Below are 22,216 nucleotides of genomic sequence, written 5' to 3' on the forward strand. Positions count from 1 at the left end.
TAAATGTTTCGAAACCGCATCGATCTTCAGCACGGCTTTCCTGGGACGGCGTAGCTGATGTTTACCTATATCCTCAATCGTCTGGGCATGATGCTCGTGACCCTATGGGCGATCGTCACGCTGACGTTTTTCCTCATGCATGCGGTGCCGGGCGGGCCGTTCGTCTCCGAGCGCATGCTCGCGCCGGAGATCGCGGCGGCGCTCAATGCCAAATATGGGCTGAACCTGCCGATCTGGGAGCAGTATCTCAATTATCTCGGGCGGATTCTGACGTTCGATCTCGGGCCATCGTTCAAGTATCCCGGCGTGTCGATCAATTCGATGATCGCGGCGGGATTGCCGGTGACGCTGCAGACGGGGTTGCTGGCGGTGATCTGCGTCGTGGCGCTCGGCGTGCCGCTCGGGGTGATCGCGGCGCTCAATCGCAATCGCTGGCCGGATACGACGGTGATGTTCATTGCGACGCTCGGGGTGGCCATTCCGAGCTATGTGATCGCGACGGTGTCTATCTATGTCTTTGCGCTGAGGCTGGGCTGGGTACCGACCTTTGGGCTCGATGATTGGCGGGGGTATTTCCTGCCGGTGTTTGCGCTGTCGGGGTTCTGGATTTCCTTCGTGTCGCGGCTGACGCGCTCGTCGCTGCTCGAAACGCTGGAACAGGATTATATGGTGACGGCCCGGGCCAAGGGGCTGCGAAAAGGGCAGATCCTTTTCAAGCATGGACTGCGCAATTCATTGTTGCCGGTAGTGACGGTGCTGGGGCCGGTGGTGGCGAACCTGATTACCGGGTCTTTCGTTATCGAGCAGATTTTTGCCCTGCCGGGGATCGGGCGGCAGTTCGTGCTGTCGATCACCAATCGCGATTATACCGCCATCATGGGCATCACCATTTTCTATGCGGCGATCCTGATGGTTATGATCCTGATCGTTGACCTTCTCTATGTGTGGCTCGATCCGCGCATCAAACTGACCAAGGCTGCCGCATGACCGATATCTCGCCGGAAATGTGGGCCAAGGTGCCGGCTGCGGAGAAGGTGGCGCCCATAGCGCCGCCCGCGCCGACCTATGGGCAGGAAGTGCGGCGGCGGCTCTGGGCCAACAAGCCGGCCGTGGTCAGTATCGTCTTCATTATTCTGTTGGTGATCGCGGCGTTCTTCGGGCCGTATTTTTCACCGCATACCTATTACAAGCAGGACCTGAAGCTCGCGAATATTCCGCCGTTTTTTGAAACCTATGCGGTGACGGATGGGGCCGGGGAGACGACGCGGTTCTTCCTCAATGCGTCGAATTTCAACCTCTATGAGGTGGATGCCGAGGGAAACATGCTTGGGCTGCTGCGTGGCGGCCGCAAGGAAATGATCAAGAAGAGCCAGCCCTATGAGTTTGGCGACCAGACGCTGACGCTCGACTATTCGAAACTGCCGGTGCGGCTGCTGCTCGAAGATGGCAGCGAAGTGCGACCGAGCGGCTGGAGTTGGAACAAAACCTATCTCTTCGGCACCGATCAGTTGGGCCGCGATATTCTGGTGCGCCAGCTTTATGGCGCGCAGATTTCGCTGACGGTGGCCTTTGTCGCGACGCTCGTCAATTTTTTCATCGGCGTCTTCTATGGCGGCATTGCCGGCTATATGGGGGGCAAGGTCGATGCGGTGATGATGCGGTTTGTCGAGATCATTTCGACGATTCCGCTGACGCTCTATGTCGTGTTGCTCATGGTGGTTTTTGACTCCGGGCTCCTGTCCATCATTGTCGCCATTGGCTCGGTATTCTGGGTGGATATGGCGCGGATCGTGCGCGGCCAGATATTGAGCTTGAAGAGCCAGGATTATGTGGCGGCGGCGCGGACCATGGGGGCTTCTCCGGCGCGAATTTTGACGCGGCATCTACTGCCCAATTCGATTGGGCCGATCATTGTCACCCTGACCATGCTGATCCCCTCGGCCATCTTCATCGAGAGTTTTATGAGCTTTATCGGGCTTGGCGTGACGCCGCCGCTGGCAAGCTGGGGCTCGCTGACTTCGGAGGCGGTGGAGACGTTGCGTGCTTATCCGCATCAGCTTTTCTTCCCGGCAGCGGCGATTTCTCTGACCATGTTCGCCTTCAACTTCCTGGGCGATGGGCTGCGCGATGCGCTTGATCCGAGGGTTGGGCGATGAGTGAGCCAATTCTTTCGGTGCGAGATCTGACGACGTCGTTCTTCACGCGGCGTGGCGAAGTGCAGGCGGTGCGCGGCGTCAGTTTTGACGTGCATGAGGGCGAAATGCTCGGGCTCGTGGGCGAGAGCGGCTCGGGGAAATCGATCACCTGCATGTCGGTGCTGCGGCTGCTGAAGGCGGGCGGAACGATCAAGGCGGGGTCAGCGACGTTTGAGGGGACCGATATTCTTTCGCTCGACGAAGATGCGCTTTCGGACCTGCGGGGCAACCGGATCGGGGTGATCTTTCAGGACCCGATGACCTCGCTCAACCCCACTTTGACGGTGGGCGAGCAGGTGATGGAGGCGGTGAGGCGGCATCGCAAGGCTAGCGCGGCGGAAGCGCGGGCGCGGGCGGTGGAGCTGTTTGAGCTGGTGCGCATTCCGTCGGCGGCCAAGCGCCTCGACTCCTATCCGCATGAATTTTCGGGCGGCATGCGGCAGCGCGTGATGATTGCCATGGCGCTGGCCTGTGATCCGAAACTGCTGATTGCCGATGAGCCGACGACGGCGCTGGATGTGACCATTCAGCGGCAGATTTTGGCGCTGCTCAAGGACTTGCAGCGGCGGCTGGGCATGTCGGTGATTTTGATCACGCATGACCTTGGCGTCATCGCCGAGGTGACCGATCGGGTGCTGGTGCTTTATGGCGGGTTGGTCATGGAGACGGCGCCGGTGCGGGAGCTTTTTGCGCGGCCGGCGCATCCCTATACGGTGGGGCTTCTGGGGGCTGTGCCGGATTTGCGGGACGATACGCACAAAAGGCTGACGCCGATTCCGGGGAGCCCGCCGAACATGCTGGCGCCGCCGCCGGGATGTCCATTTGCGCCGCGCTGTGTGCATGCGATGAGCCAGTGTATGGCGGCGTTGCCGCCGCTGTTTGGCGCGGCTCACCAGTCGCGGTGCTGGCTGCAGCACCCTGAGGCGCCGAAGGTGGATGCGGTGCATGAGGTGGCGGCATGAGAGCGGGTATCGAGTTTGCCGGCACCCCCTCCCATCCTCCCCCGTCAAGGGGGAGGTGCCGCATCGAGTTTGGGGTGAGAGCTTCTCACAATCACCAGACCAGCACCCTCCCCCTTGCGGGGAGGGATGGGGAGGGGGATTGGTGCGCGCCATGACACAGCCTCTTCTTCAACTGCGCGATCTGCACAAGCATTTCCGGCTGCCTGCGGCGCCGTTTGCGCCGAAGCCTGTTTTGAAAGCAGTCGATGGCGTCGATCTCGATCTCATGAAGGGTGAGACGCTGGGGCTCGTGGGCGAATCCGGTTGCGGAAAATCGACGTTGGCGCGGACGGTCATTCGGCTGCATGAGCCGACTTCGGGCAGCATCGTCTTTGACGGGCAGGAAGTGGGAAAGGCCCCGGAGGGGCTGCTGGGGAATTTCCGGCGGCGGGTGCAGATGATTTTTCAGGACCCCTATGCTTCGCTCAATCCGCGCATGAGCGTGGGCGACCTGATTGCCGAGCCGCTGGAGATTGCCGGTATCGGCACGGCGGCGGAGCGGCGCAAGAAGGTGGCCGGTCTGCTCGATCGCGTTGGGTTGCCGAGCGACTCGGCGCAGCGTTTTGCGCATGAGTTTTCGGGTGGTCAGAGGCAGCGTATCGGCATTGCGCGGGCGATTGCGCTCGAGCCTGATCTGGTGATCTGCGACGAGCCGATTTCGGCGCTCGACGTGTCGGTTCAGGCGCAGGTCGTCAACATGCTGGAAGACCTGCAGGCCGACCTGGGGCTGACCTATCTTTTCATCACCCATGACCTTTCCATGGTCCGGCATATCTCGGACCGGATCGGGGTGATGTATCTCGGGAAAATCGTCGAACTCGCGACCAGCGCCGATCTCTATCATCGGCCGTCGCACCCCTATACGCGGGCGCTGCTCTCGGCCATTCCGGTGCCGGACCCGGAAGCGGCGCGGGCGGCGGAGCCGATGCAAGGGGAAATTCCGAGCCCGATCGACATTCCATCCGGTTGCCGCTTCCGTACGCGCTGTCCGCTCGCCGTGGAGCTTTGCGCGAAGGTGGAGCCGCAATTGACCGATATTGGTGGGGGGCATCTGGCCGCCTGTCACTTCGCCGGGGAACTGGCGCAACAAGCAAACGGGGTAAGGGCCCCGCTATAGGAGAGAACGCAATGAAGAGACTGGTTCTGCCGCTGATAACCGCGGCGCTGCTGGCTTCGGCCGGTTCGGCCTTTGCCGCCGGCGAACTGACCTATGTGGTCAACAATGAAAGCGCCAAGTACGATCCCGGCACCACGGCCGAGACCTTTGCTTCCCCGATCATCGGCAACACGTTTGAAGGCCTGGTGCGTCTGAGCCCCGAGGGCGAAGTCGTGCCGGCTCTGGCCGAAAGCTGGGAAATCTCCGAGGACGGCCTGACCTATACGTTCCACCTGCGCGACGCAAAATGGTCGGACGGCGAGCCGGTGAAGGCTTCGGATTTTGTTTATGCCTGGAAGCGCGTGCTTGACCCCGCCACCGGCGCGATGAACTCGCAGATGCTTTATCACATCGTCGGCGCCGAAGAGGCTTTTGGCGGCGGCGACGCTTCGGCGATTGCCGTTTCGGCGCCGGATGACAAGACGCTGACGTTTACGCTCAAGCAGCGCGTGCCCTATATGCTGCAGCTCCTCAACTATCCGACTTTCTATCCGGTGCGTGAGGATGTGGTTTCGGCTGATCCCGAAGGCTGGACGCGCAATCCGGCGACCTTTATCGGCACCGGCCCATTCCGCGTCACTGCGTTCAACCAGGGCGAGTCGGTCGTCTTCGAGAAGAACCCGAACTATTATGACGCCGATGCCGTCAGCCTCGACAAGCTGACCTTTCGCCTGATCCCCGATCCGGCGACGGCGCTGGCCGCGTTTGAGGCCGGTGATGTCGATGGGATCGAAGCGGTGCCGGCGCCGGAAATTCCGCGTCTTTCGGTCGAGTCCGAAGGTTTCATGATCGTTCCGGCTCTCGGCACGACCTATGGCTTCTTTAACCCGCACCAGGCGCCGCTCGACAATCTCCATGTGCGCAAGGCGCTGTCCATGGCGATCGACCGCTCGGAAATCATCGAATTCGTGCTGCAGTCGGCGGATACACCGGCTCTCGGCCTCGTGCCGCCAGGCATGAGCCTTGCCGGCGAAGATTTTACGGACGGCCGCGACACCTTTGGCCTTTCCGAGACTGCCGATGTCGAAGGCGCGCAGGCGGAGCTGGCCGAGGCCGGTTATCCCAATGGCGAGGGTTTCCCGTCTACCGTCTATGTGACCTATTCCTCCCCGCCGATCGAAAAGCTGCTCGAAGCCATCCAGCAGATGTGGAAGGAAAATCTCAACATCGACGTCGAGATCCAGGCCACCGAATGGCAGGTTTTCTATCCGGAAGTGCAGAAGGTCGAGTACCAGATCGCGCAGATGGGCTGGGGTGCCGACTATCCGCACCCGATGACCTTCCTCGACAATTTTGTCACCGGCAGCGCCAACAATCTCGCGAATTGGTCGAATGCCGACTATGACGCGGCGATCGAAGCGGCGAAGGCAGCCAGCGACGAAGCGACCTCGCGCGACGAGATGCGCAAGGCCGAGGCGATCCTGATGAACGACCACGTCATCCTGCCGCAGTACCACCGGTACAATTACATGATGATGAGCCCGGAAGTGACCGGCTTCTGGCGTTCGCCGCTCAACGTGCCTTATTTCCGCGACGCTCAGATCGCAGAATAAACTCCATGCTCCCGCCGGATTGTCCGGCGGGAGCTCTCTTTCATGTCTGGACTTTTAACGTGACCATCCCTGTCATTCTCGAAACCGAACTCGGCAATTTCACCATCGCAGTCGACGAAAAGAACGCGCCTGGTACGGCTGCCAATTTTCTCGCCTATGTCGATGGCGGCTATCTCAACGACGCGACCGCTTATCGCATCGTGACCGACACCAATGAGCCGCAGAAGCCGATCAAGATCGAAGTCGTGCAGTGGGGTTTTGGGGTTTCGGACGCCAGGCCGACGCCGTTTCCGCCGATTGCGCACGAGACCAATGACAAGACCGGGATCAAGCACAGGAACATGACCGTCTCCATGGCGCGTTTTGCGCCGGGCTCGGCGGCTTCGGAATTCTTCATCTGCATTGGCGACCAGCCGGAACTGGACTTTGGCGGCAAGCGCAATGCGGACGGGCAGGGGTTTGCGGCCTTTGGGCAGGTGACCGAGGGCGAAGATACGGTGCGGAAGATTTTTGCGAAGGCTGCGGCGGAGAGTGATCATCCGGACGTACCGGTGAAGTTTTCGCGGGTGGCAAGGGCTTAAGTACCCCCACCCTCATTCCCTCCCCACAAGGGGGAGGGAGGCGCAAGCATCAGTCGTCTCGGTTCCATCGTCTCCCTCCCCCTTGTGGGGAGGGATCAAGGGTGGGGGACTGCGATCTAAACGCGTTCCCTGCGTTGCCCGGCTATACGCAGGTCGGGATCAAACACACCCGTCGCAATGACCTCTTCGATACGGGCCATGTCTGGCGCGATGTTGATCTCGTTCTGCGCCAGCCATTCATCGGAAAAATAGGTCTGGGCGTAGCGTTCGCCGCTGTCGCAGATGAGGGTGACGATGGAGCCGGCTTCGTTGTTCCGCGCCATTTCTGAGGCGGCCCAGAGAAGACCGATGAAATTGGTGCCGGTGGAGCCGCCGACGCGGCGGCTGAGGCGTTTCGACAGCACGCGGGTGGCGGCGATCGAGGCGGAGTCGGGGATTTTGAGCATCGCGTCGACGACGTTGGGCACGAAGGAGGCTTCCATGCGGGGGCGGCCAATGCCTTCGATGCGGCTGCCGCGCTTGCAGCGGCAGGCCGTGTCCGTCTGGGTCCAGCCTTCGTAGAAGGCGGAGAATTCGGGATCGGGCACACAGAGCTCGGTCGAAAAACTCTTGTAGAGAATATAGCGGCCGATGGTGGCCGAGGTGCCGCCGGTGCCGGGACTCATCACCACCCAGCGGGGGATGGGGTGGCGCTCCATGGCCATCTGGCGGAAGATCGACTCGGCGATATTGTTGTTGCCGCGCCAGTCGGTGGCGCGCTCGGCAAAGGTGAACTGGTCGAGATAGTGGCCGCCGGTGCGGGTGGTGAGGTTCTTGGCCTCGTCATAGATGGCCGAGGGCTCGTCGACGAAGACGCATTCGCCGCCATATTGCTCGATGGCTTCGATCTTGGTGCAGGAGGTCGTGCGTGGCAGGACGGCGTAGAATTTGAGGCCGAGGAGGCGGGCATAATAGGCCTCGCTGACGGCGGTGGAGCCGGAGGAGGCTTCGACGAGCGCTGTATCGGGGCCGATGACGCCGTTGCAGAGGCCATAAAGGATGAGCGAGCGGGCCAGGCGATGTTTCAGGCTGCCCGTCGGGTGGCAGGACTCGTCCTTGAAGTAGAAATCTACTTCCGGAAAACCGGGCAGTGCCATGGGGATAAGATGGGAATCGGCGGAACGCTGGGCATCAGCGTCGAGCGTGCGAATGGCTCGGCTGGTCCATGATTCTGCGTGTTCTAAATGATTTGTCATTTTCGGAACAATTTGCCATCTGATTTTGATTTGATGGTACTGTGTTCTGCAAAATCGGTCAATTTTAGATTCATGGCTGTTAGTGGGACTGCGAGTTGAACGTTGCCCTTGTCCGCCTGCGCAGAAAAGACCGCTTCAGGTGTTCCATTCCTAAAACACGCGGATTGATCAAAATTCGTTCCAAAAATCTCGATTAACACACTTGAGTTAAGTTAATCAGCCTCACATAGTCCTGTCTTGAAGCTGTCATATCGGCTGGCCGGAGGGGCTGGCGGCGATGGCAGTGTAAGGAGAGGACACTAGTTTATGCCACGTTTGACCCGTCGAACTTTCATCGCGTCGGTGCCGCCGCTTCTGGCCGCCACGCAGATTCCTGCCTGGGCGGCTCCCGCTTCCGATCTGGAGTTGATTGCGGCGCAGAAAGGTGAGCCGGCAATCGTAAAGCTTTATCGCCAGCTCGAACGCCTGACCTCCACGGTCACGCTGATGACGACCGGCGCGCATCCCGACGACGAGCCCAGCGGCATGCTGGCGGCTTTGCGCCATGTCTATGGTATCCGCCCGGTGCTCTATTGCATCACGCGTGGCGAAGGCGGCCAGAACGCCATCGGGCCGGAACGCGGTTCGGTGCTGGGCGTGCTGCGCACGCGCGAAATCACCGAAGCCTCGCGTTCGCTCGATGCCTCGCTGGCCTTTGGTAGCCAGGGCCACCACGACAATATGCACGATTTCGGGTTCTCCAAGGACCCGAACCAGACGATCGACCGCTGGGGCCGTGACCGCGTGATCGAGCGCATGACCTGGGCGGTGCGCCAGTACAAGCCCGACGTGATCATGAACTGCTTCCTCGATGTGGGCGGGCAGCATGGCCACCACCGCGCGGCGAATGTGGCGACCTTTATCGTCGCCGGGATTTCGGGAAATGCCGAGGAGTTTCCGGACCAGATCGCGGCCGGCCTGAAGACCTGGACCGTGCCAAAGATCTACCAGCCGGCATGGGGTGGTGGCGGCGGCGTCTATGATGACGAAACCCCGCCCCCGCCGACGACGCTGGTGGTGCGGGCGCCCGAACGCGATCCGATTTCGGGCGCGACCTTCCCGCAGATGGGCGAATGGTCGCGTTCCTGCCATTTGACGCAGGGCATGGGCTCCTGGCGGCCCGATCCGCAGACCGAATGGCCGATCAATCTGTCCTGGGCCGCCAATGGCGAAGCGGGCAAGGAAGAGAACGACATTCGCGATGGTCTCATCGCCACGGTCGGCCACATTGCCGAACTCGATGGCATGCCAGCCGCTTCGGCCGATGCGCTGCGCAATGCGCAGGGGCTGATCGATGAAGCCCTGGCCGATTATGGCGACCCGGTCGAAGTGGTGAAGCGCCTCGTTGAAATCGGCAAGGCCGTTTCGGAAGCTCGTTCCACGCTGCCGACCGAACTTGAAGACCAGGTAGCGCACCGCCTCGATCGCAAGATCAAGGAGGTCGACCTAGCGCTGGCGACAGCGGCTGGTATGCGCGTGCGCGCCTATACCGATGGCACCGATCTCCATCCGGGCGAAGACATCATTGTCAAGGCGCTGGTCGATGGGCCGGATACGGTTACGGTCGATTCCGTTGAAGTGATCGCGCGTGCCGGCATTTCCGGCGAAACGGCCGAGGACGGCGTCAAGGTGAGCGTTGCCTCCGATGCGGCGCTGACCAATCCCTTGACCGAGCAGTTCGATCCGCTAGGCGGCAATGGCGATGCCTTTGTGCGTCTGACGGCGACGATTGCCGGCCACAAGGCAGTGCTCGATGTGGACCTCGAAGATGCGCTACGCGTCTTGCCGGAAGCCTCGCTCGAACTGAAGCCCGATGCGGTGGTGTTCAATACCGAAAGCGAAATCTCGCCGGTGGCTTTTACCGCCGTGGTTTCGGGCGGCACGACGGCCGATCTCGATTTCCAGCTTCCAGAGGGCTGGGTGATGGCCGCCAAGGGCGAAACGGGGCTGGAAGCGGGCTCGTTCGAGCTGACGCCACCGGCTGAACTGGGCACCGAGCGCATCACCATTGCACCAAAGCTGTTGGGCAAGGAGGCCTATGCCATCAACGTCTTCACCTATCCCCATATCGGGCGGTCGGTGGTTCCGACGGAAGTGGCGGTGCCGGTGCAGTCGGTTGGGGCGGTCATTCCCGAGGGCAAGATCGGCTATATCGGCGGCGGCAATGACAATGTCGCGACCTGGCTCAAGCGCCTCGGCGTTGATCTCAAGGAACTGAGCCCGGCTGATATGGAAGCGGGAGCCTATCGCGATCTCGATACGCTGGTCGTGGGCATCTTCTCCTTCGGCCGTCGACAGGATCTCGTCGCCGCGCTGCCGGGTGTGCATGAATGGGTCAAGAAGGGTGGGCACCTCGTGACGCTCTACCACCGTCCATCGGACGGCTGGGACCCGGCGACCGTGCCGCTGGCCTTCCTCAAGATCGGCTCGCCCTCGATCCGCTATCGCGTGACCGATGCCAAGTCGGCGGTGGATGTGCTCGAGCCCGACCATCCGCTCCTCACCTATCCCAATGCCATTACCCAGGAAGACTGGGACAATTGGGACAAGGAGCGCGGGCTCTATTTCGCTTCGGAATGGGACGAGGCCTATGTGCCGCTGCTCGCCATGGCCGATGCCGGCGAAGAGCCGCTCACCGGTTCGCTGCTCTCGGCCGAAATCGGCGAGGGACGCCACACCCATACGAGCCTCGTGCTGCATCATCAGCTCGACAAGCTCACGCCGGGTGCTTTCCGCATCATGGCTAATCTCATCCAGCCAGCGAAGCGCTGAGGCTGAAAAAGCATCCGGCTCGCGCCACCTCCCAGCGCGAGCCGTCGCCGCCCCGTAGTTGCGGCGGTCACCCCCGGCCTTGCCCCAGGCCGGGGGTTTTGTTTTTTTGGGGGGGTGAAAGTAGACCTCATCCTGAGCCTGTCGAAGGACGAGGTCGTGGCACCCAAGCTTTGGCGTGCCCGACCTCGTGGTTCGAGGCTTCGCTTTGCTCCGCGCCTCACCATGAGGTCTTCGGGAGTAGGTTAGCGCCTTGGCCGATCGAGGTGGGTCGTCAGCACCAGGGCGCCGATGATGATGGCGGTGCCGATGATCGTCGTGGGGGCGGGCACTTCGCCAAACGCCAGGAAGCCGGCTGCCGTGGCGAGGACGATGGAGAGATAGCCAATGGGCGCGAGGAGATTGGCCGGGGTCGATTGATAGGCGCGGAGAAAACAGTATTGGCCGATCTGGGCGAGGACGCCGATGGCGAGGAGGAGGGGCCAATCGGTCGGTGCGACCGGCTGCCAGGCGAAGGCGGCGGGCACGGCGGTGAAGACGCTTAGGCCGACCGTGTAAAAAACCATCAGGACGGTGGTGTTTTCCTTAGCGAGGGCGCGGGTCTGGACGGTGGCGAGGGAGCCGAAGAGGACGGAGCCGAGGGCGGCGAGAATGCCGAGATTCCAGGTGACTTCGCCGGGGGAGACCATGACGAGGACGCCAAGAAAGCCCACGGCGGCGCCGATCCAGCGCCAGGGGCCGGAGCGTTCGCCGAGGAGGATAGTGGCGAGAGCCAGGACGACGAGCGGGCGCATGAAGCCGATGGCATTGGCAAGGGCCAGAGGCAGGGCGGTGAGCGCGGCGAAGTTGGTGTTGAGGGCCAATGTGTTGCAGAGCACGCGGAAAGCGTGGCGGCCCCATTGGTTCGTTTCCCGCAAAGCCCGACGGTGGCGCCAGGCGAGGGGCAGGACGCTGACGAGGCCGATCAGCGAGCGGATAAAGACCATCTGCACGGCGGGATAGCTGGCGCCGCCTAGCTTCACCAGCACGGTCATTATCGTGACCAGAATCATGTCGCTCGCGAGCCAGGCATAGCCGGCTCGCGAATGTGTGGTCTGCATGTCAGGCCGACTGCAGAAGATTGGCCATCAGGCGGAAGGCGCCGGGGACGAGTTTTTCCAACTGGTGGTGAAGAACAAGGCTGGTGTGGGTATGGCGGCCTTTGCCGATTTTCGCTGAGAGCAGGGAGCCGGCGAGGGGCTTTTCGCCGGCATCGCTCATGGCGAGAAGGGGGATATAGGCGCTGTCCCAGGCGGAGGCGAAGTAGAGGCCGCGTTCCTTGTCCCAGCCGGCGAAATCGTCAGATGTGATGCGGTTGGGGCCGGTGATGAGTGGGTGGTCGGGATCGAGGAAGGTGACTTCGGCGGCGGGATTGGTGGTGCGCCAGCGCAGCGAGGGGCTGCCGATGGTGATGGGGCGGGGCGGGGTTGTGTCCGGCGCCCAGCCATCGCTGGGGCGGTGGTAGAGGGTGACGAGATGGCCGCCCGCTTCGACCCAGCGGTGGAGTTTTTGCGTTGCTGCCTTGAGGTCGGGGCGGAGGCCGAAGGCGAAAATGCCGATGACGATCGTGTCGTAGGCCGAGAGATCGCCGGCGAGCGCTTCGGCGTCGAGTTCGGTGACGTCGGCGCCCATGCGGTTGAGCCAGAGGCCGACCCGGTCGGCGCCGCCGCCGATATAGCCGACCTTGGTATCGGGGACCGTGAGGTTCAGCGCCAGAATGTCGAGCGACAGGGGGCGGGCGAAACGTGTGCGGCCGATATGGGGATAGGCGATGGGGGTGATGCCGAAGGCCGGGGTGCCATCGACGAGGAGGGGCAGGCTGTGACGACCGGCGGTGAGGAGGACGTCGGAGGTGACGGCGAAGGTGTTTTCGTGGCGCTCGATCGTCAGGCTGGGGGCGCTGGAGATGGAAATGCGATCGAGGGTGATGTCGGTTTTGATGGCGACGGTTTTGGTCGTCGGGGCCGACAGGGGGAGAATCAGGGCGTCGGGGTTGATCGCGACCAAATAGGCCGGGGCGAGCTGCAGGTCTTCTTCGGTGTCGCGGGTGAAGCGAATCAGTTCGCCGTTCACTTCGGCTTCGACGAGGACCGAGACAGTGCCGTTGGCGCCGAGATTCTGCCATTCGGGGCGGAAGGCGTTGTCGATTTTGGCGTCGGGGCGGGCGGTGAGCGGGATGGTCAGGCGGTCGCCGGATATTTCGGTGGAATCACCGGGGGTGAAGGCGCCGGAAGTGATGGGGGTCACACGGATATTTTGGGCCTCGCCGCGTTCGGCTTCGAGGATGAGGTCGATGGATTCGCCGGGGGCGACGCTGGAAGAAGACACCGAGGCGTAGATTTCGAGGCCCGCGGCCACGGCTGTGGCGGCGTCGAGTTCTTCGAGTTTGCGGGCGAGGCGGTGGGCGTGTTGGGGCGCGATATCCTGCTGCGCGCCGCGAATGGCGCGGCGGGCGATGCTGAGAGCGGGGAGAATGGCTGAACTATTGGGGAAGGCGGCTATCGCCTGGGCGAGGGCGGCGTCGGCGGCGGCGAGATAGGGCGAGGGGCCGAGATCGGCGAGGGTTTTGGGCAGCTCGTCGAGGAGGTCGCCCTGCGCATTGGCGCCGACGCGGTGGAGCGGCCATTGCGTTTCGCCGGGGTGGCGCCAGTGGCCCATGTTCTGGCTGGCGTGGAAGGCGCGAGACGCTTCGCCGAGCTGCCAGAAGGGCATGCCGGTGGCGAAATCGCTGCCGGTGGCCGTTACGAAAAGATTGGCTTCGGGCGGGGGGACTTCGTCGTCATAGGTGTCGCCGCCGCCGGACCAGGCGGGGAGGCAGAATTTTGTGACGGTCCAGGGCGCGAGGCCGTCGGTTTCGTAGGCGGGATCGGCTGCGAGGGCCAAGGCGCGTTCGGCGGCTTCGGTCATGGCGCGGTGGTGGCCGTGCTGGCCGGGAACGTCGAGGAAGGTGGGGATGACCACGTCGGGGCGGAATTGGCGATAAGCGCGGACGAGGCGGTCGATCGTGCGCTCTTCGCCCCAGCGCGACAGGGTGTCCTTGCCGGATTTGGAGAAGCCGAAATCGTGCACTGGGTCATCGGGGCCGTGGCCGAGCCAGGCGATATCGGCATCGAGGGCGCGGGCGGCTTCTTCCATTTCGCGCGAGCGCAGGACGCCGAGGGCGCCGCCGCGTTCGGGGCCGAGGGTGTTCTGGCCGCCTTCGCCGCGCGTCGAGCAGGCGACGACAATGCGCATGCCCATCTCATGGCGCATCGTCGCGAGCATTTCATTGTGCTCGTCATCGGGGTGGGCGCCGGTGTTCATCACCGTCACGGTGGATTTGAGGCGCGAGAGGGCGCGAGCGAGGGTGACGAGACGCGGTTGGGCCGCGCGACGGCGCAGGCGTTCGGGGGCGGTGAGCATGGGTGGTCCAGATTTTGTAGGCGTTGGGCGAAGTGGGTGCTGATGGGGTCGTGTTCGGCCTCTCAACACCCACCGTGTCATTCCCGCGAAAGCGGGAATCCCGGTTCTAAAACAGAGGTTCCCGCTTTCGCGGGAATGACACCGTGGATGGGTTTGCATCGGCGAATGAGCGCATGGAGAAGATGCCTCAAGAGACGGGGTCGGAAACGCTGAGATGGGGTGAAACCGTGTCGAGCAGCGGCAGGGCGGCGGCGCCGAGGGCGGCCGTGAGCTGGCCGGTCTGGCCGCGGATGGCGCGGGGCAGGCTGCGTTTGCCGCGCGTTGCGACGGAAACCGGGAGCGGGTCGAGCGCTGCGATGACCGCTTCGAGGACGGAATCGGGGAGGCCGCCGCCGAAGATGACGGTTTCTGGATCGAAAATGTTTTCGAGCATGGCGACGGTGGGGGCGAGATAGTCGGCGGCCATGTCGATCCATTCCGCAAGGGTCGGATTGGCTTCGTCGTGGAGCTTTTGGATGTCGTCCACCGTGGCGGCATAGATGCCGGCCATGGCGAGGCGTTCGCGCAGGGCAAAGACCGAGACGAAGCGTTCCAAGGCGCCGGCGGGCCCGTAATGAACCTTGCCCTTGCGGGGGACGAGGCCGACATGGCCGATTTCGCCGGCATTGCCGAAGGCGCCGCGGAGGGGCCGGCCTTCCTGGATGACGCCGAGGCCGAGGCCGACGCCGAAATAGAGGTAGCAAAAGCTGCCAAGCTGGCGGCCGGCGCCATAAAGGCGTTCGCCGACGACGGCAGCGGTGGCGTCGTTTTCGACGACGACATGCTGGCCGGTGGCCTTGGCAAAGAGGGCTGCGGCATCGACGCCGGTCCAGCCGGGGAGCGTGGCGGGACCCACCGAGCTCATGCCTTCGACTTCAAAGGGGCCGGGCATGACGACGCCGATGCCAAGCAGTTTGCTGCGGTCGACGCCAAGCGAGGCTTCGAGGCGCTGGACTTCGGCCGTCACCCTGTCGGGGACAGTGTCCGGGCCCGTGGCTTCCAATGGCAGGATGGATTTGGCGCGGACGCCGCCCGAGAGATCGAGGAGGGCGGTGACCATGTGGTCGGCGGCGATTTCGACGCCGGCGGTCAAGGGGCCATTGGGATTGACGGCGAACTGGATGGGCGGCTGGCCGCGGCCGGAGCGCAGGCGCCCGAGTTCGACGAGAAGGCCTTCTTCGAGGAGTTCATCGACGATATTGGCGACAGCCTGGGGCGTGAGCTGGGCGCGGCGGGCGATCTCGGTGCGGCCGAGATGTTCGTGGAAGCGGATGACCTCGAGCACCACGCGCCGGTTATGCGCGCGGTTGCGCTCGGGATTGGACCCGATGGCCACACGCTGACGAAGCTCTTTCTTGCTGCGGCCGTTCAATTCGTTGCCTCCCATACGTCTGGCTAGCACGGCAATGGAGGAGGAGACTAGCCGGGGAACAAGATAACGCAAGTAGATTATGTTATTGACAAGCCACTGTCACATATTGGACGTTGGGGTCCTGTCAGGCGGCGTGGGCCGTGTTTTGGCATGAGAGAGCTGTCGGAGGGTCGACGCTCCAAAGGAGGGACTTTATGCGTAAGGCATATGTGGCCGGGCTTGCAGCCGGCATCAGCTTCATCGCAATGGGCGCTGCCCAGGCCGTGGAAATCGAATATTGGCAGTATGTCTTCGACAGCCGCGTCCAGGCCATGGACCAGCTCATCGAGAAATTCGAAGCTGCGAACCCGGACATCACCGTCAAGCAGACCACTTTCCCCTATGCGGACTACCAGACGCGCGTTGTCGCCGCCAAGGTTGCCGGCCAGGGTCCGGACGTGGTGCAGTTGTTCTACGGCTGGACCGACCAGTTCGTGAATGGCGGCCTGATCCAGCCGCTTGATCCGGCCGTGTTCCCGCATGCCGAAATTGAATCCGAATTCTTCCCGATCGTTTCGGCGATGAAGCGCGGCGACGACTATTACGGCCTGCCGACCGCCGTGCGTTCGCTGGCCCTGTTCTACAACAAGGCCCTGCTCGACGAAGCCGGTGTGCAGCCGCCGAACACGCTCGACGAACTGCTGGCGGTTGCCGAAGCCACCACCAAGCGCGATGGCAGCGGCAATATCACCTCTGCCGGCATCACCATGGACATGGCGGGCCAGGATCACCACTGGTGGCGCGAAGTGCTGATCCGCCAGAATGGCGGCGTGCCTTATGACGCCGAAGGCAATGTTGCCTATAACGACGCTGCCGGCGCTGCCGCACTGAAGTTCTACACCGATCTCCAGACCGAAAAGAATGTGGGTCTCGTGGGCTTCATGGATGAAGGCCAGGCTGCGTTCCGCGCAGGTCTTGCTGCCCTGACCATCGATGGCACGTTCCGTCTCGGCGCTTTCGCCGACAACCCGTTCGAATGGGGCGTGGTGGAACTGCCGGCTGACGCCAATGGTCTGCGCTCGAACTATTCGAGCTATTTCGCCAATGGTATCGGCGCGACCGCACAGGGCGAAGAACTCGTCGCGGCGCAGAAGTTCCTCCAGTACATTTCCTCGCCTGAAGCGATGGAAATCTGGCTGAACACGGTCGGCGAACTGCCGGCGCGCCGTGAAGTGGCCCTGACCGAGGCGAACCTGGCGGATCCGATCCGCGGGCCGTTCCTCAAGGGTCTCGAATACGCCCAGACCACCCAGTTCTATGACGAAGCCGCGCAGCGCCAGACCGCCATCGACATGGTCAACCGCGTGCTGCTCGAAGGTCAGTCGATCGAAGACTCGATCGCCCAGGCGGCTGCGGCCGAACAGGCGATCATCGATCAGGGCCGTCAGTAAGGGACTAGCTCTTCAGGAGCTCGAACTTCGCCACGACACGGACTGTCACCCCGGCCTTCGCCGGGGTGATTGCCGGTGATATTTTGGCGCTTCGGAAACTCCCTGGCATCTCATCGCAGGAGCGAACATGGCGTCGGCGAACGCACTTCCACAGACAGGCCCGGTTCGCTTCTGGGACCGTCTGAATATCAGCACCAAGCGGGTCATCTGGGCCTGGGCGTTTCTCGCCGTGCCGATCATCTTTTATGCGGGCATCCGCTTTTACCCGACATTCCAGGCGTTCTGGCTGTCCCTCACCAATTGGGACCTGCTGCGGCCGGCCCAATTCATCGGTTTTGCGAACTATCAGAAAATGTTCGCGGACCCGATCTTCTGGAAAGTGTTCCAGAACACGTTTCTGTACCTGATCATCGGCACGCCGGTGAGCCTCGTGGTCTCCTTCGTAATCGCCTACTATCTCGATCGCGTGAAGCTCATGCACGGCTTTATCCGCGCCCTTTACTTCCTGCCGTTCCTCACCACGGCCGCGGCCATGGGTTGGGTCTGGCGCTGGTTCTACCAGCCGGTGCCGATCGGGGTGATCAACGGCTTTTTGTCCTCCATCGGGATTGCGCAGCAGCCATTCCTGCGCTCGGTCGATCAGGCGCTGTTTTCTATTCTGATCCCGGCGATCTGGGCGGGGCTGGGCTTCCAGATCATCATATTCATGGCGGGTCTGCGCGCCATTCCCAATACCTTTTATGAGGCGGCCAAGATCGACGGGCTGGGGGATTGGGCGATCCTGCGCAAGATCACCATTCCGCTCTTGAAGCCGACCACCGTGTTCCTCGTGGTGTTCTCCTCCATCGGGTTCCTGCGCATCTTCGACCAGGTCTACAACATGACCACCAATGATCCCGGCGGGCCGCTCAATGCGACCAAGCCCCTGGTGCTCATGATCTACCAGACCGCCTTTTCATCCTACCAGATGGGCTATGCCGCAGCGCAGACCGTGGTGCTTTTCACCATCCTGCTCATCGTGTCCCTGCTCCAGCTCTATGTGCTGAGGGAAAAGAAATGACCATGGCCTCGACCAAAGAGCTGGCGGCCAATAGCCGCGATATCCGCCCCGGCCGCATCATTGCCTGGACCCTGCTGCTGATCGGCGGGCTCATCATGATCACGCCGCTGCTGTTCATGTTTTCGACCTCGCTGAAGACGTCGGGCCAGGTCTATGACTTGCGCTTGATCCCGGCGGCGCCGACGCTCGACAACTATATAAAAGTGCTGGGCGATGGCCGCTTCATGCAGTGGTTCTTCAACTCCACGCTGATCGCCGTTACCGTGACGATCTCGAACGTGTTCTTCGACAGTCTCGTCGGCTACACGCTGGCCAAGTTCGAGTTCCGCGGCCGGTATTTTATTTTTCTCGCTATCCTCTCGACCTTGATGATCCCCACGGAAATGCTCGTCATTCCCTGGTATCTGATGTCGAGCCAGTTGGGTTGGTTGAACTCCTACTGGGGCATCATGTTCCCCGGCATGATGACGGCCTTCGGTACCTTCCTGATGAAGCAGTTCTTCGAAGGCGTGCCGAACGACTTCCTTGAAGCGGCACGTGTCGATGGGCTCAACGAATTCACCATCTGGTGGAAGATCGCCATGCCAATGGTGGTGCCGGCAATCTCGGCCCTCGCTATCTTCACCTTCCTCGGCAACTGGACGGCGTTCTTCTGGCCGCTGATCGTTACGACCTCCAAGGAGCTCTATACGCTGCCTGTCGGCATTTCGAGTTTCTCGGCTGAGGCCTCCATCCAGTGGGAGCTGATCATGACCGGGGCCGCCATCGGCACCATTCCGACGCTCCTCGTCTTCCTTCTCCTGCAGCGCTACATCGTCCGTGGCGTGATGCTAGCCGGCCTCAAGGGTTAAGCCATGACCGATCCACGTTCTGCCGATCAGTCGGTCTTTCCCGATCCGGTCTACAAGGAAACCGTGCTGGCGCCGTTGTTCGATGGCGCCAAGGACCACCATGTCGAAGGTTTTCGGGCCATCGACCGGGCCCATCTGGTGATGCTCACCGAGACTGGTATTTTGGAAGCCGGGCAGGCGCGCGACATTGCCGTGGCGCTCGATAGCATCGATGCCGAGATTGATCCCAGCAAGCTCGTCTATACGGGTGAGGTGGAGGACTTCTTCTTCCTCATCGAGAAGGAATTGAAGAAGCGCGTCGGGCCCGATCTCGGGGGGCGCCTCCATACGGCACGCTCGCGCAACGATATCGACCATACGCTCTTCAAGCTCGGGCTGCGGGAGCGGCTGAATGTCCTGATCGGCAAGGCGCTGAAACTGCATGCAACGCTGATCGAAGCGGCGGAGCGTGAGAAGGATACGCTCATCGTTGCCTATACCCATGGGCAGCCGGCGCAGCCGACAACCTTTGGGCACTATCTCTCGGCGATCGTTGAGTTCGTTGGGCGCGATATCGAGCGGCTGTTTGAGGCCTATCGGATCGTCGAGCTTTCTCCCATGGGCGCGGCAGCCATCACCACGACGGGCTTTCCGACGGATCGGGCGCGGGTGGCGGAACTCTTGGGCTTTGCGGCGCCGCTGCAGAATTCTTATTCCTGCATCGCCGGGGTGGACTACATCACGTCCACTTATTCGGCCATCGAGCTGATGTTCCTGCATCTCGGGCGTCCGATCCAGGATTTCCAGGTGTGGACCAGCTTTGAGGTGGGGCAGATCTATGTGCCCAATAGCCTCGTGCAGATTTCATCGATCATGCCGCAGAAGCGTAATCCCGTGCCGATCGAACATTTGCGGCATCTGGCGAGCCAGACGGCTGGGCGGGCGCAGGCCATGCTCACGGTGATGCACAATACGCCCTTCACCGACATGAATGACAGCGAGGGCGAAACGCAGGCCATGGGCTATCAGGCCTTTGCCTCGGCCTATCGTGTGCTCGACCTGTTGGCCGCTTTGGTGCAGCAGATTCGCATCGATCCCAAGCGCGTGCGGGACAATATTTCGCGCTCGTGCATTACCATTACGGAACTGGCTGACTCGCTCGTGCGTCGGGAAGGGCTTTCCTTCCGCGAGGGGCATGAGATTGCGGCATCCGTTGCCAAGGCCGTGGTGGCTATGGGAGGCGATCTCGTCACCGATGGATATGCACCGTTCACTGCCGCTTTCGAGCAGGCGACCGGACGACGTTCGACGCTTGATGAAGCGAGCTTCGCCGAAATCGTCTCGCCGGAATATTTCGTCGCCGTGCGTACCCGCTTTGGCGGGCCGGCGCCCGAGCCGCTGAATGCGGCCATTGCCGGTTACCGGCAGGACGCTGCGCGACTTGCCGACACTCATGGAAAAATACTGCGCCGCCAGGTTGATGCCGCGCGCATGCTCAAGGAGCGCTTCGGCGCATTGAAGGGAACCGTCTAATGGCCAAGATCGAACTGCAGAAACTGGTCAAGGAATACGGCAAGACCCGCGCCGTGCATGGCATTGACCTCACCATCGAGGACGGCGAGTTTGTGGTGTTCGTGGGCCCTTCGGGCTGCGGCAAATCGACGACGCTGCGCATGATCGCCGGGCTCGAGGATATTTCGGGCGGCAATCTTCTTATCGGCGGCGAGGTGGTGAACCAGCGCGAGCCCAAGCAGCGCAATATCGCCATGGTGTTCCAGAACTACGCCATCTATCCGCACATGACCGTGGGCCAGAATATCGGCTTTGGTCTCTATACTTCGAAGCTGTCGAAGGCCGAGAAGCAGAAGCGGATCGAGGAAACCGGCAAGATTCTGGGCCTTGAAAAACTGCTCGATCGTCGTCCGGCGGCGCTTTCGGGTGGGCAGCGCCAGCGCGTTGCCATTGGACGCGCCATGGTGCGCGATCCGGCGGCTTTCCTCTTTGACGAACCGCTTTCCAATCTCGACGCGCAATTGCGTTCGCAAATGCGCATGGAGATCAAGAGCCTCCATCGCCGGCTTGGGACCACTATCGTCTATGTGACGCATGACCAGGTGGAAGCCATGACCATGGCTGACAAGATCGTCGTCATGCGCGACGGCAATATCCTGCAGGTGGGGTCGCCGACCGATCTTTATGAGAACCCGGTCGATGTGTTTACCGCGCGCTTTATCGGCAGCCCGTCGATGAACATGGTTGAGGGCACGATCTCCGGCGGCAATCTGTCTGTAGATGGGGCCGCGATTTCGGGTCTGACTTTGCCGGCGCATGAGGGGAAGGCGCTGATCGGCGTTCGTCCGCATGACCTCGTTGTCGGCGAGGCGGCTGGCGCGGGGCTTTCGGCTTCGGGCACGGTCGAGGCGGTGGAGCCGCTGGGCTCGGAAACGCTGGTGCACCTCAATGTGGGCAAGGCGCAGGTCATTGCCACCGCGCCCGGCCGCGTCGTGCCCGCCATCGGGAGCACGGTGTCGGTACATGCCGGCGCCGGGTCGCTCTATCTCTTCGATGCCGTCAGCGAAAAGGCTCTGGGCCGCGCATGACATCTTCTCTTCCACGCGCCGGGGCTGTGCTCAATCTCGGCCGCATCTATTGCGACATGGTGTTTCGCGGGCTCGACGGTATGCCTCAATTGGGGCGTGAGCTCTTTGCCCGCGATTTTGCCATTACGCCGGGCGGCGGTGCGCTGATTACGGCGGCGCATCTGGCAGCACTTGGCCGCCATTCGGCGCTGCTGGCACGCTTTGGTACCGATGCGCTGTCTTCGGCACTGTCCGAGCAGATCGATGAACTGGGGCTCGACCTGCAGTTTCTCGATCGGCACGAGACGGCGGGGCCGCAGTTGACGGTGGTCATGGTGCATGATGGGGATCGTGCATTCCTGTCGCGCCGGGCTGGCCATGCGCGGCCGGCTGGGTTCGAGGCCGCGGTCGCGTCTCCCGAGGCGGCGCATCTGCATATTGCCGAATATGCGACGCTGCATGAAATGCCCGATGCCATTGCCAGGGCTAAAAGCCATGGGCTGACGGTGTCGCTCGATCCGAGTTGGGACGATGCGCTGATCCGCGATCCCCTGTTCTTCGAGCGGGCGGCGGGGACCGATATTTTCCTCCCCAATATGGAAGAGGCGGAGGCGCTCACCGGCAAGAGCGATCCCGGCGCGGCGCTGGCTATCTTGCAACGGCACTTTCCCATCGTGGCGCTGAAGCGTGGCGGCGAAGGCGCCATTCTGGCGGCGGATGGGGTGATCATCGATCTGCCCAGCCCGCGCGTCGAGGTCGTGGATACGACCGGGGCGGGCGATGCCTTCAATGCCGGCTTCCTGCATGCCTGGCTCAATGGCGCGGACAATCGCACCGCCTTGATGGCTGCCATCGAGGCCGGCACCCGTTCGGTTCAGGCCTCGGGCGGCACCGGCAGCATTCGCAGCGCGAGCTGACTCTTTTCTTCATAGAGAC

17 protein-coding genes are annotated in these 22,216 nt (G+C 62.2%); 13 read left to right on the forward strand and 4 right to left on the reverse strand.

Translation table 11 applies throughout. The features are described from left to right. The first annotated feature begins 57 nt into the window (after positions 1 to 57). The 6 genes from JP75_RS21880 to JP75_RS21905 all read left to right on the forward strand — a co-directional run bounded on the left by JP75_RS21880 (position 58) and on the right by JP75_RS21905 (position 6,486). Complete coding sequence (locus JP75_RS21880; RefSeq protein ID WP_035086923.1) at positions 58 to 987, forward strand: ABC transporter permease; 930 nt, start codon at positions 58 to 60, stop codon at positions 985 to 987. Beyond that, complete coding sequence (locus JP75_RS21885; protein WP_035086925.1) at positions 984 to 2,156, forward strand: ABC transporter permease; 1,173 nt, start codon at positions 984 to 986, stop codon at positions 2,154 to 2,156. Before JP75_RS21880 ends, JP75_RS21885 begins: the two co-directional genes overlap by 4 nt. Continuing rightward, on the forward strand, positions 2,153 to 3,157 hold the full coding sequence (locus JP75_RS21890; RefSeq protein ID WP_035086927.1) for an ABC transporter ATP-binding protein: 1,005 nt from the start codon (positions 2,153 to 2,155) through the stop codon (positions 3,155 to 3,157). Before JP75_RS21885 ends, JP75_RS21890 begins: the two co-directional genes overlap by 4 nt. Before the next feature lie 151 nt (positions 3,158 to 3,308). Next, positions 3,309 to 4,313 carry an ABC transporter ATP-binding protein gene (locus JP75_RS21895; RefSeq protein WP_051961176.1) on the forward strand — a complete coding sequence of 335 codons (1,005 nt, stop codon included), beginning with the start codon at positions 3,309 to 3,311 and terminating at the stop codon, positions 4,311 to 4,313. Positions 4,314 to 4,324: 11 nt separating this feature from the next. Continuing rightward, a complete protein-coding gene (locus JP75_RS21900) occupies positions 4,325 to 5,905 on the forward strand; it encodes a peptide ABC transporter substrate-binding protein (protein ID WP_035086929.1) in 1,581 nt (526 codons plus the stop codon). 59 nt (positions 5,906 to 5,964) lie between these two features. After that, the gene (locus JP75_RS21905) at positions 5,965 to 6,486 is read left to right on the forward strand and encodes a peptidylprolyl isomerase (protein WP_051961137.1); all 522 of its coding nucleotides are present in this window, start codon (positions 5,965 to 5,967) and stop codon (positions 6,484 to 6,486) included. Between the two features lie 116 nt (positions 6,487 to 6,602). On the opposite strand, the gene JP75_RS21910 is transcribed toward JP75_RS21905, so the two are convergent. After that, entirely contained in the window at positions 6,603 to 7,622 is a 1,020-nt protein-coding gene (locus tag JP75_RS21910; protein WP_341872295.1) for a PLP-dependent cysteine synthase family protein, read from the reverse strand. Positions 7,623 to 8,027: 405 nt separating this feature from the next. Between JP75_RS21910 and JP75_RS21915 the strand changes: the two genes are divergently transcribed. Further along, positions 8,028 to 10,532, forward strand: a complete 2,505-nt coding sequence (locus JP75_RS21915; RefSeq protein ID WP_051961139.1) for a PIG-L family deacetylase — start codon at positions 8,028 to 8,030, stop codon at positions 10,530 to 10,532. 242 nt (positions 10,533 to 10,774) lie between these two features. On the opposite strand, the gene JP75_RS21920 is transcribed toward JP75_RS21915, so the two are convergent. From JP75_RS21920 to JP75_RS21930, 3 genes are all read right to left on the reverse strand, one after another. Further along, positions 10,775 to 11,629 carry a DMT family transporter gene (locus tag JP75_RS21920; RefSeq protein ID WP_035086935.1) on the reverse strand — a complete coding sequence of 285 codons (855 nt, stop codon included), beginning with the start codon at positions 11,627 to 11,629 and terminating at the stop codon, positions 10,775 to 10,777. Between the two features lies 1 nt (position 11,630). Further along, positions 11,631 to 13,970: a PIG-L family deacetylase gene (locus tag JP75_RS21925; RefSeq protein ID WP_035086937.1), complete on the reverse strand. Its 2,340-nt coding sequence runs from the start codon at positions 13,968 to 13,970 to the stop codon at positions 11,631 to 11,633. Between the two features lie 187 nt (positions 13,971 to 14,157). Next, positions 14,158 to 15,381, reverse strand: coding sequence for an ROK family protein (locus tag JP75_RS21930; protein WP_244446386.1), 1,224 nt, complete (start codon positions 15,379 to 15,381; stop codon positions 14,158 to 14,160). Positions 15,382 to 15,575: 194 nt separating this feature from the next. Between JP75_RS21930 and JP75_RS21935 the strand changes: the two genes are divergently transcribed. The 6 genes from JP75_RS21935 to JP75_RS21960 all read left to right on the forward strand — a co-directional run bounded on the left by JP75_RS21935 (position 15,576) and on the right by JP75_RS21960 (position 22,197). Beyond that, positions 15,576 to 16,811, forward strand: coding sequence for an extracellular solute-binding protein (locus tag JP75_RS21935; RefSeq protein WP_035086940.1), 1,236 nt, complete (start codon positions 15,576 to 15,578; stop codon positions 16,809 to 16,811). Positions 16,812 to 16,938: 127 nt separating this feature from the next. After that, positions 16,939 to 17,871 carry a carbohydrate ABC transporter permease gene (locus tag JP75_RS21940; protein ID WP_051961146.1) on the forward strand — a complete coding sequence of 311 codons (933 nt, stop codon included), beginning with the start codon at positions 16,939 to 16,941 and terminating at the stop codon, positions 17,869 to 17,871. Positions 17,872 to 17,873: 2 nt separating this feature from the next. Beyond that, positions 17,874 to 18,722: a carbohydrate ABC transporter permease gene (locus JP75_RS21945; protein WP_152565948.1), complete on the forward strand. Its 849-nt coding sequence runs from the start codon at positions 17,874 to 17,876 to the stop codon at positions 18,720 to 18,722. A 3-nt stretch (positions 18,723 to 18,725) separates the two neighbouring features. Further along, a complete protein-coding gene (argH, locus tag JP75_RS21950) occupies positions 18,726 to 20,234 on the forward strand; it encodes an argininosuccinate lyase (protein WP_035086942.1) in 1,509 nt (502 codons plus the stop codon). Then, positions 20,234 to 21,301 (forward strand): ABC transporter ATP-binding protein, encoded by a 1,068-nt coding sequence (locus tag JP75_RS21955; RefSeq protein ID WP_035086944.1) that lies wholly within the window; start codon positions 20,234 to 20,236, stop codon positions 21,299 to 21,301. The genes argH and JP75_RS21955 overlap by 1 nt, the downstream gene beginning before the upstream one ends. After that, positions 21,298 to 22,197, forward strand: a complete 900-nt coding sequence (locus JP75_RS21960) for a carbohydrate kinase family protein (RefSeq protein ID WP_035086946.1) — start codon at positions 21,298 to 21,300, stop codon at positions 22,195 to 22,197. Before JP75_RS21955 ends, JP75_RS21960 begins: the two co-directional genes overlap by 4 nt. The last annotated feature ends 19 nt before the right edge of the window (positions 22,198 to 22,216 follow it).

The sequence above is a fragment of the Devosia riboflavina genome (assembly GCF_000743575.1).
Taxonomy (GTDB): Bacteria; Pseudomonadota; Alphaproteobacteria; order Rhizobiales; family Devosiaceae; genus Devosia; species Devosia riboflavina.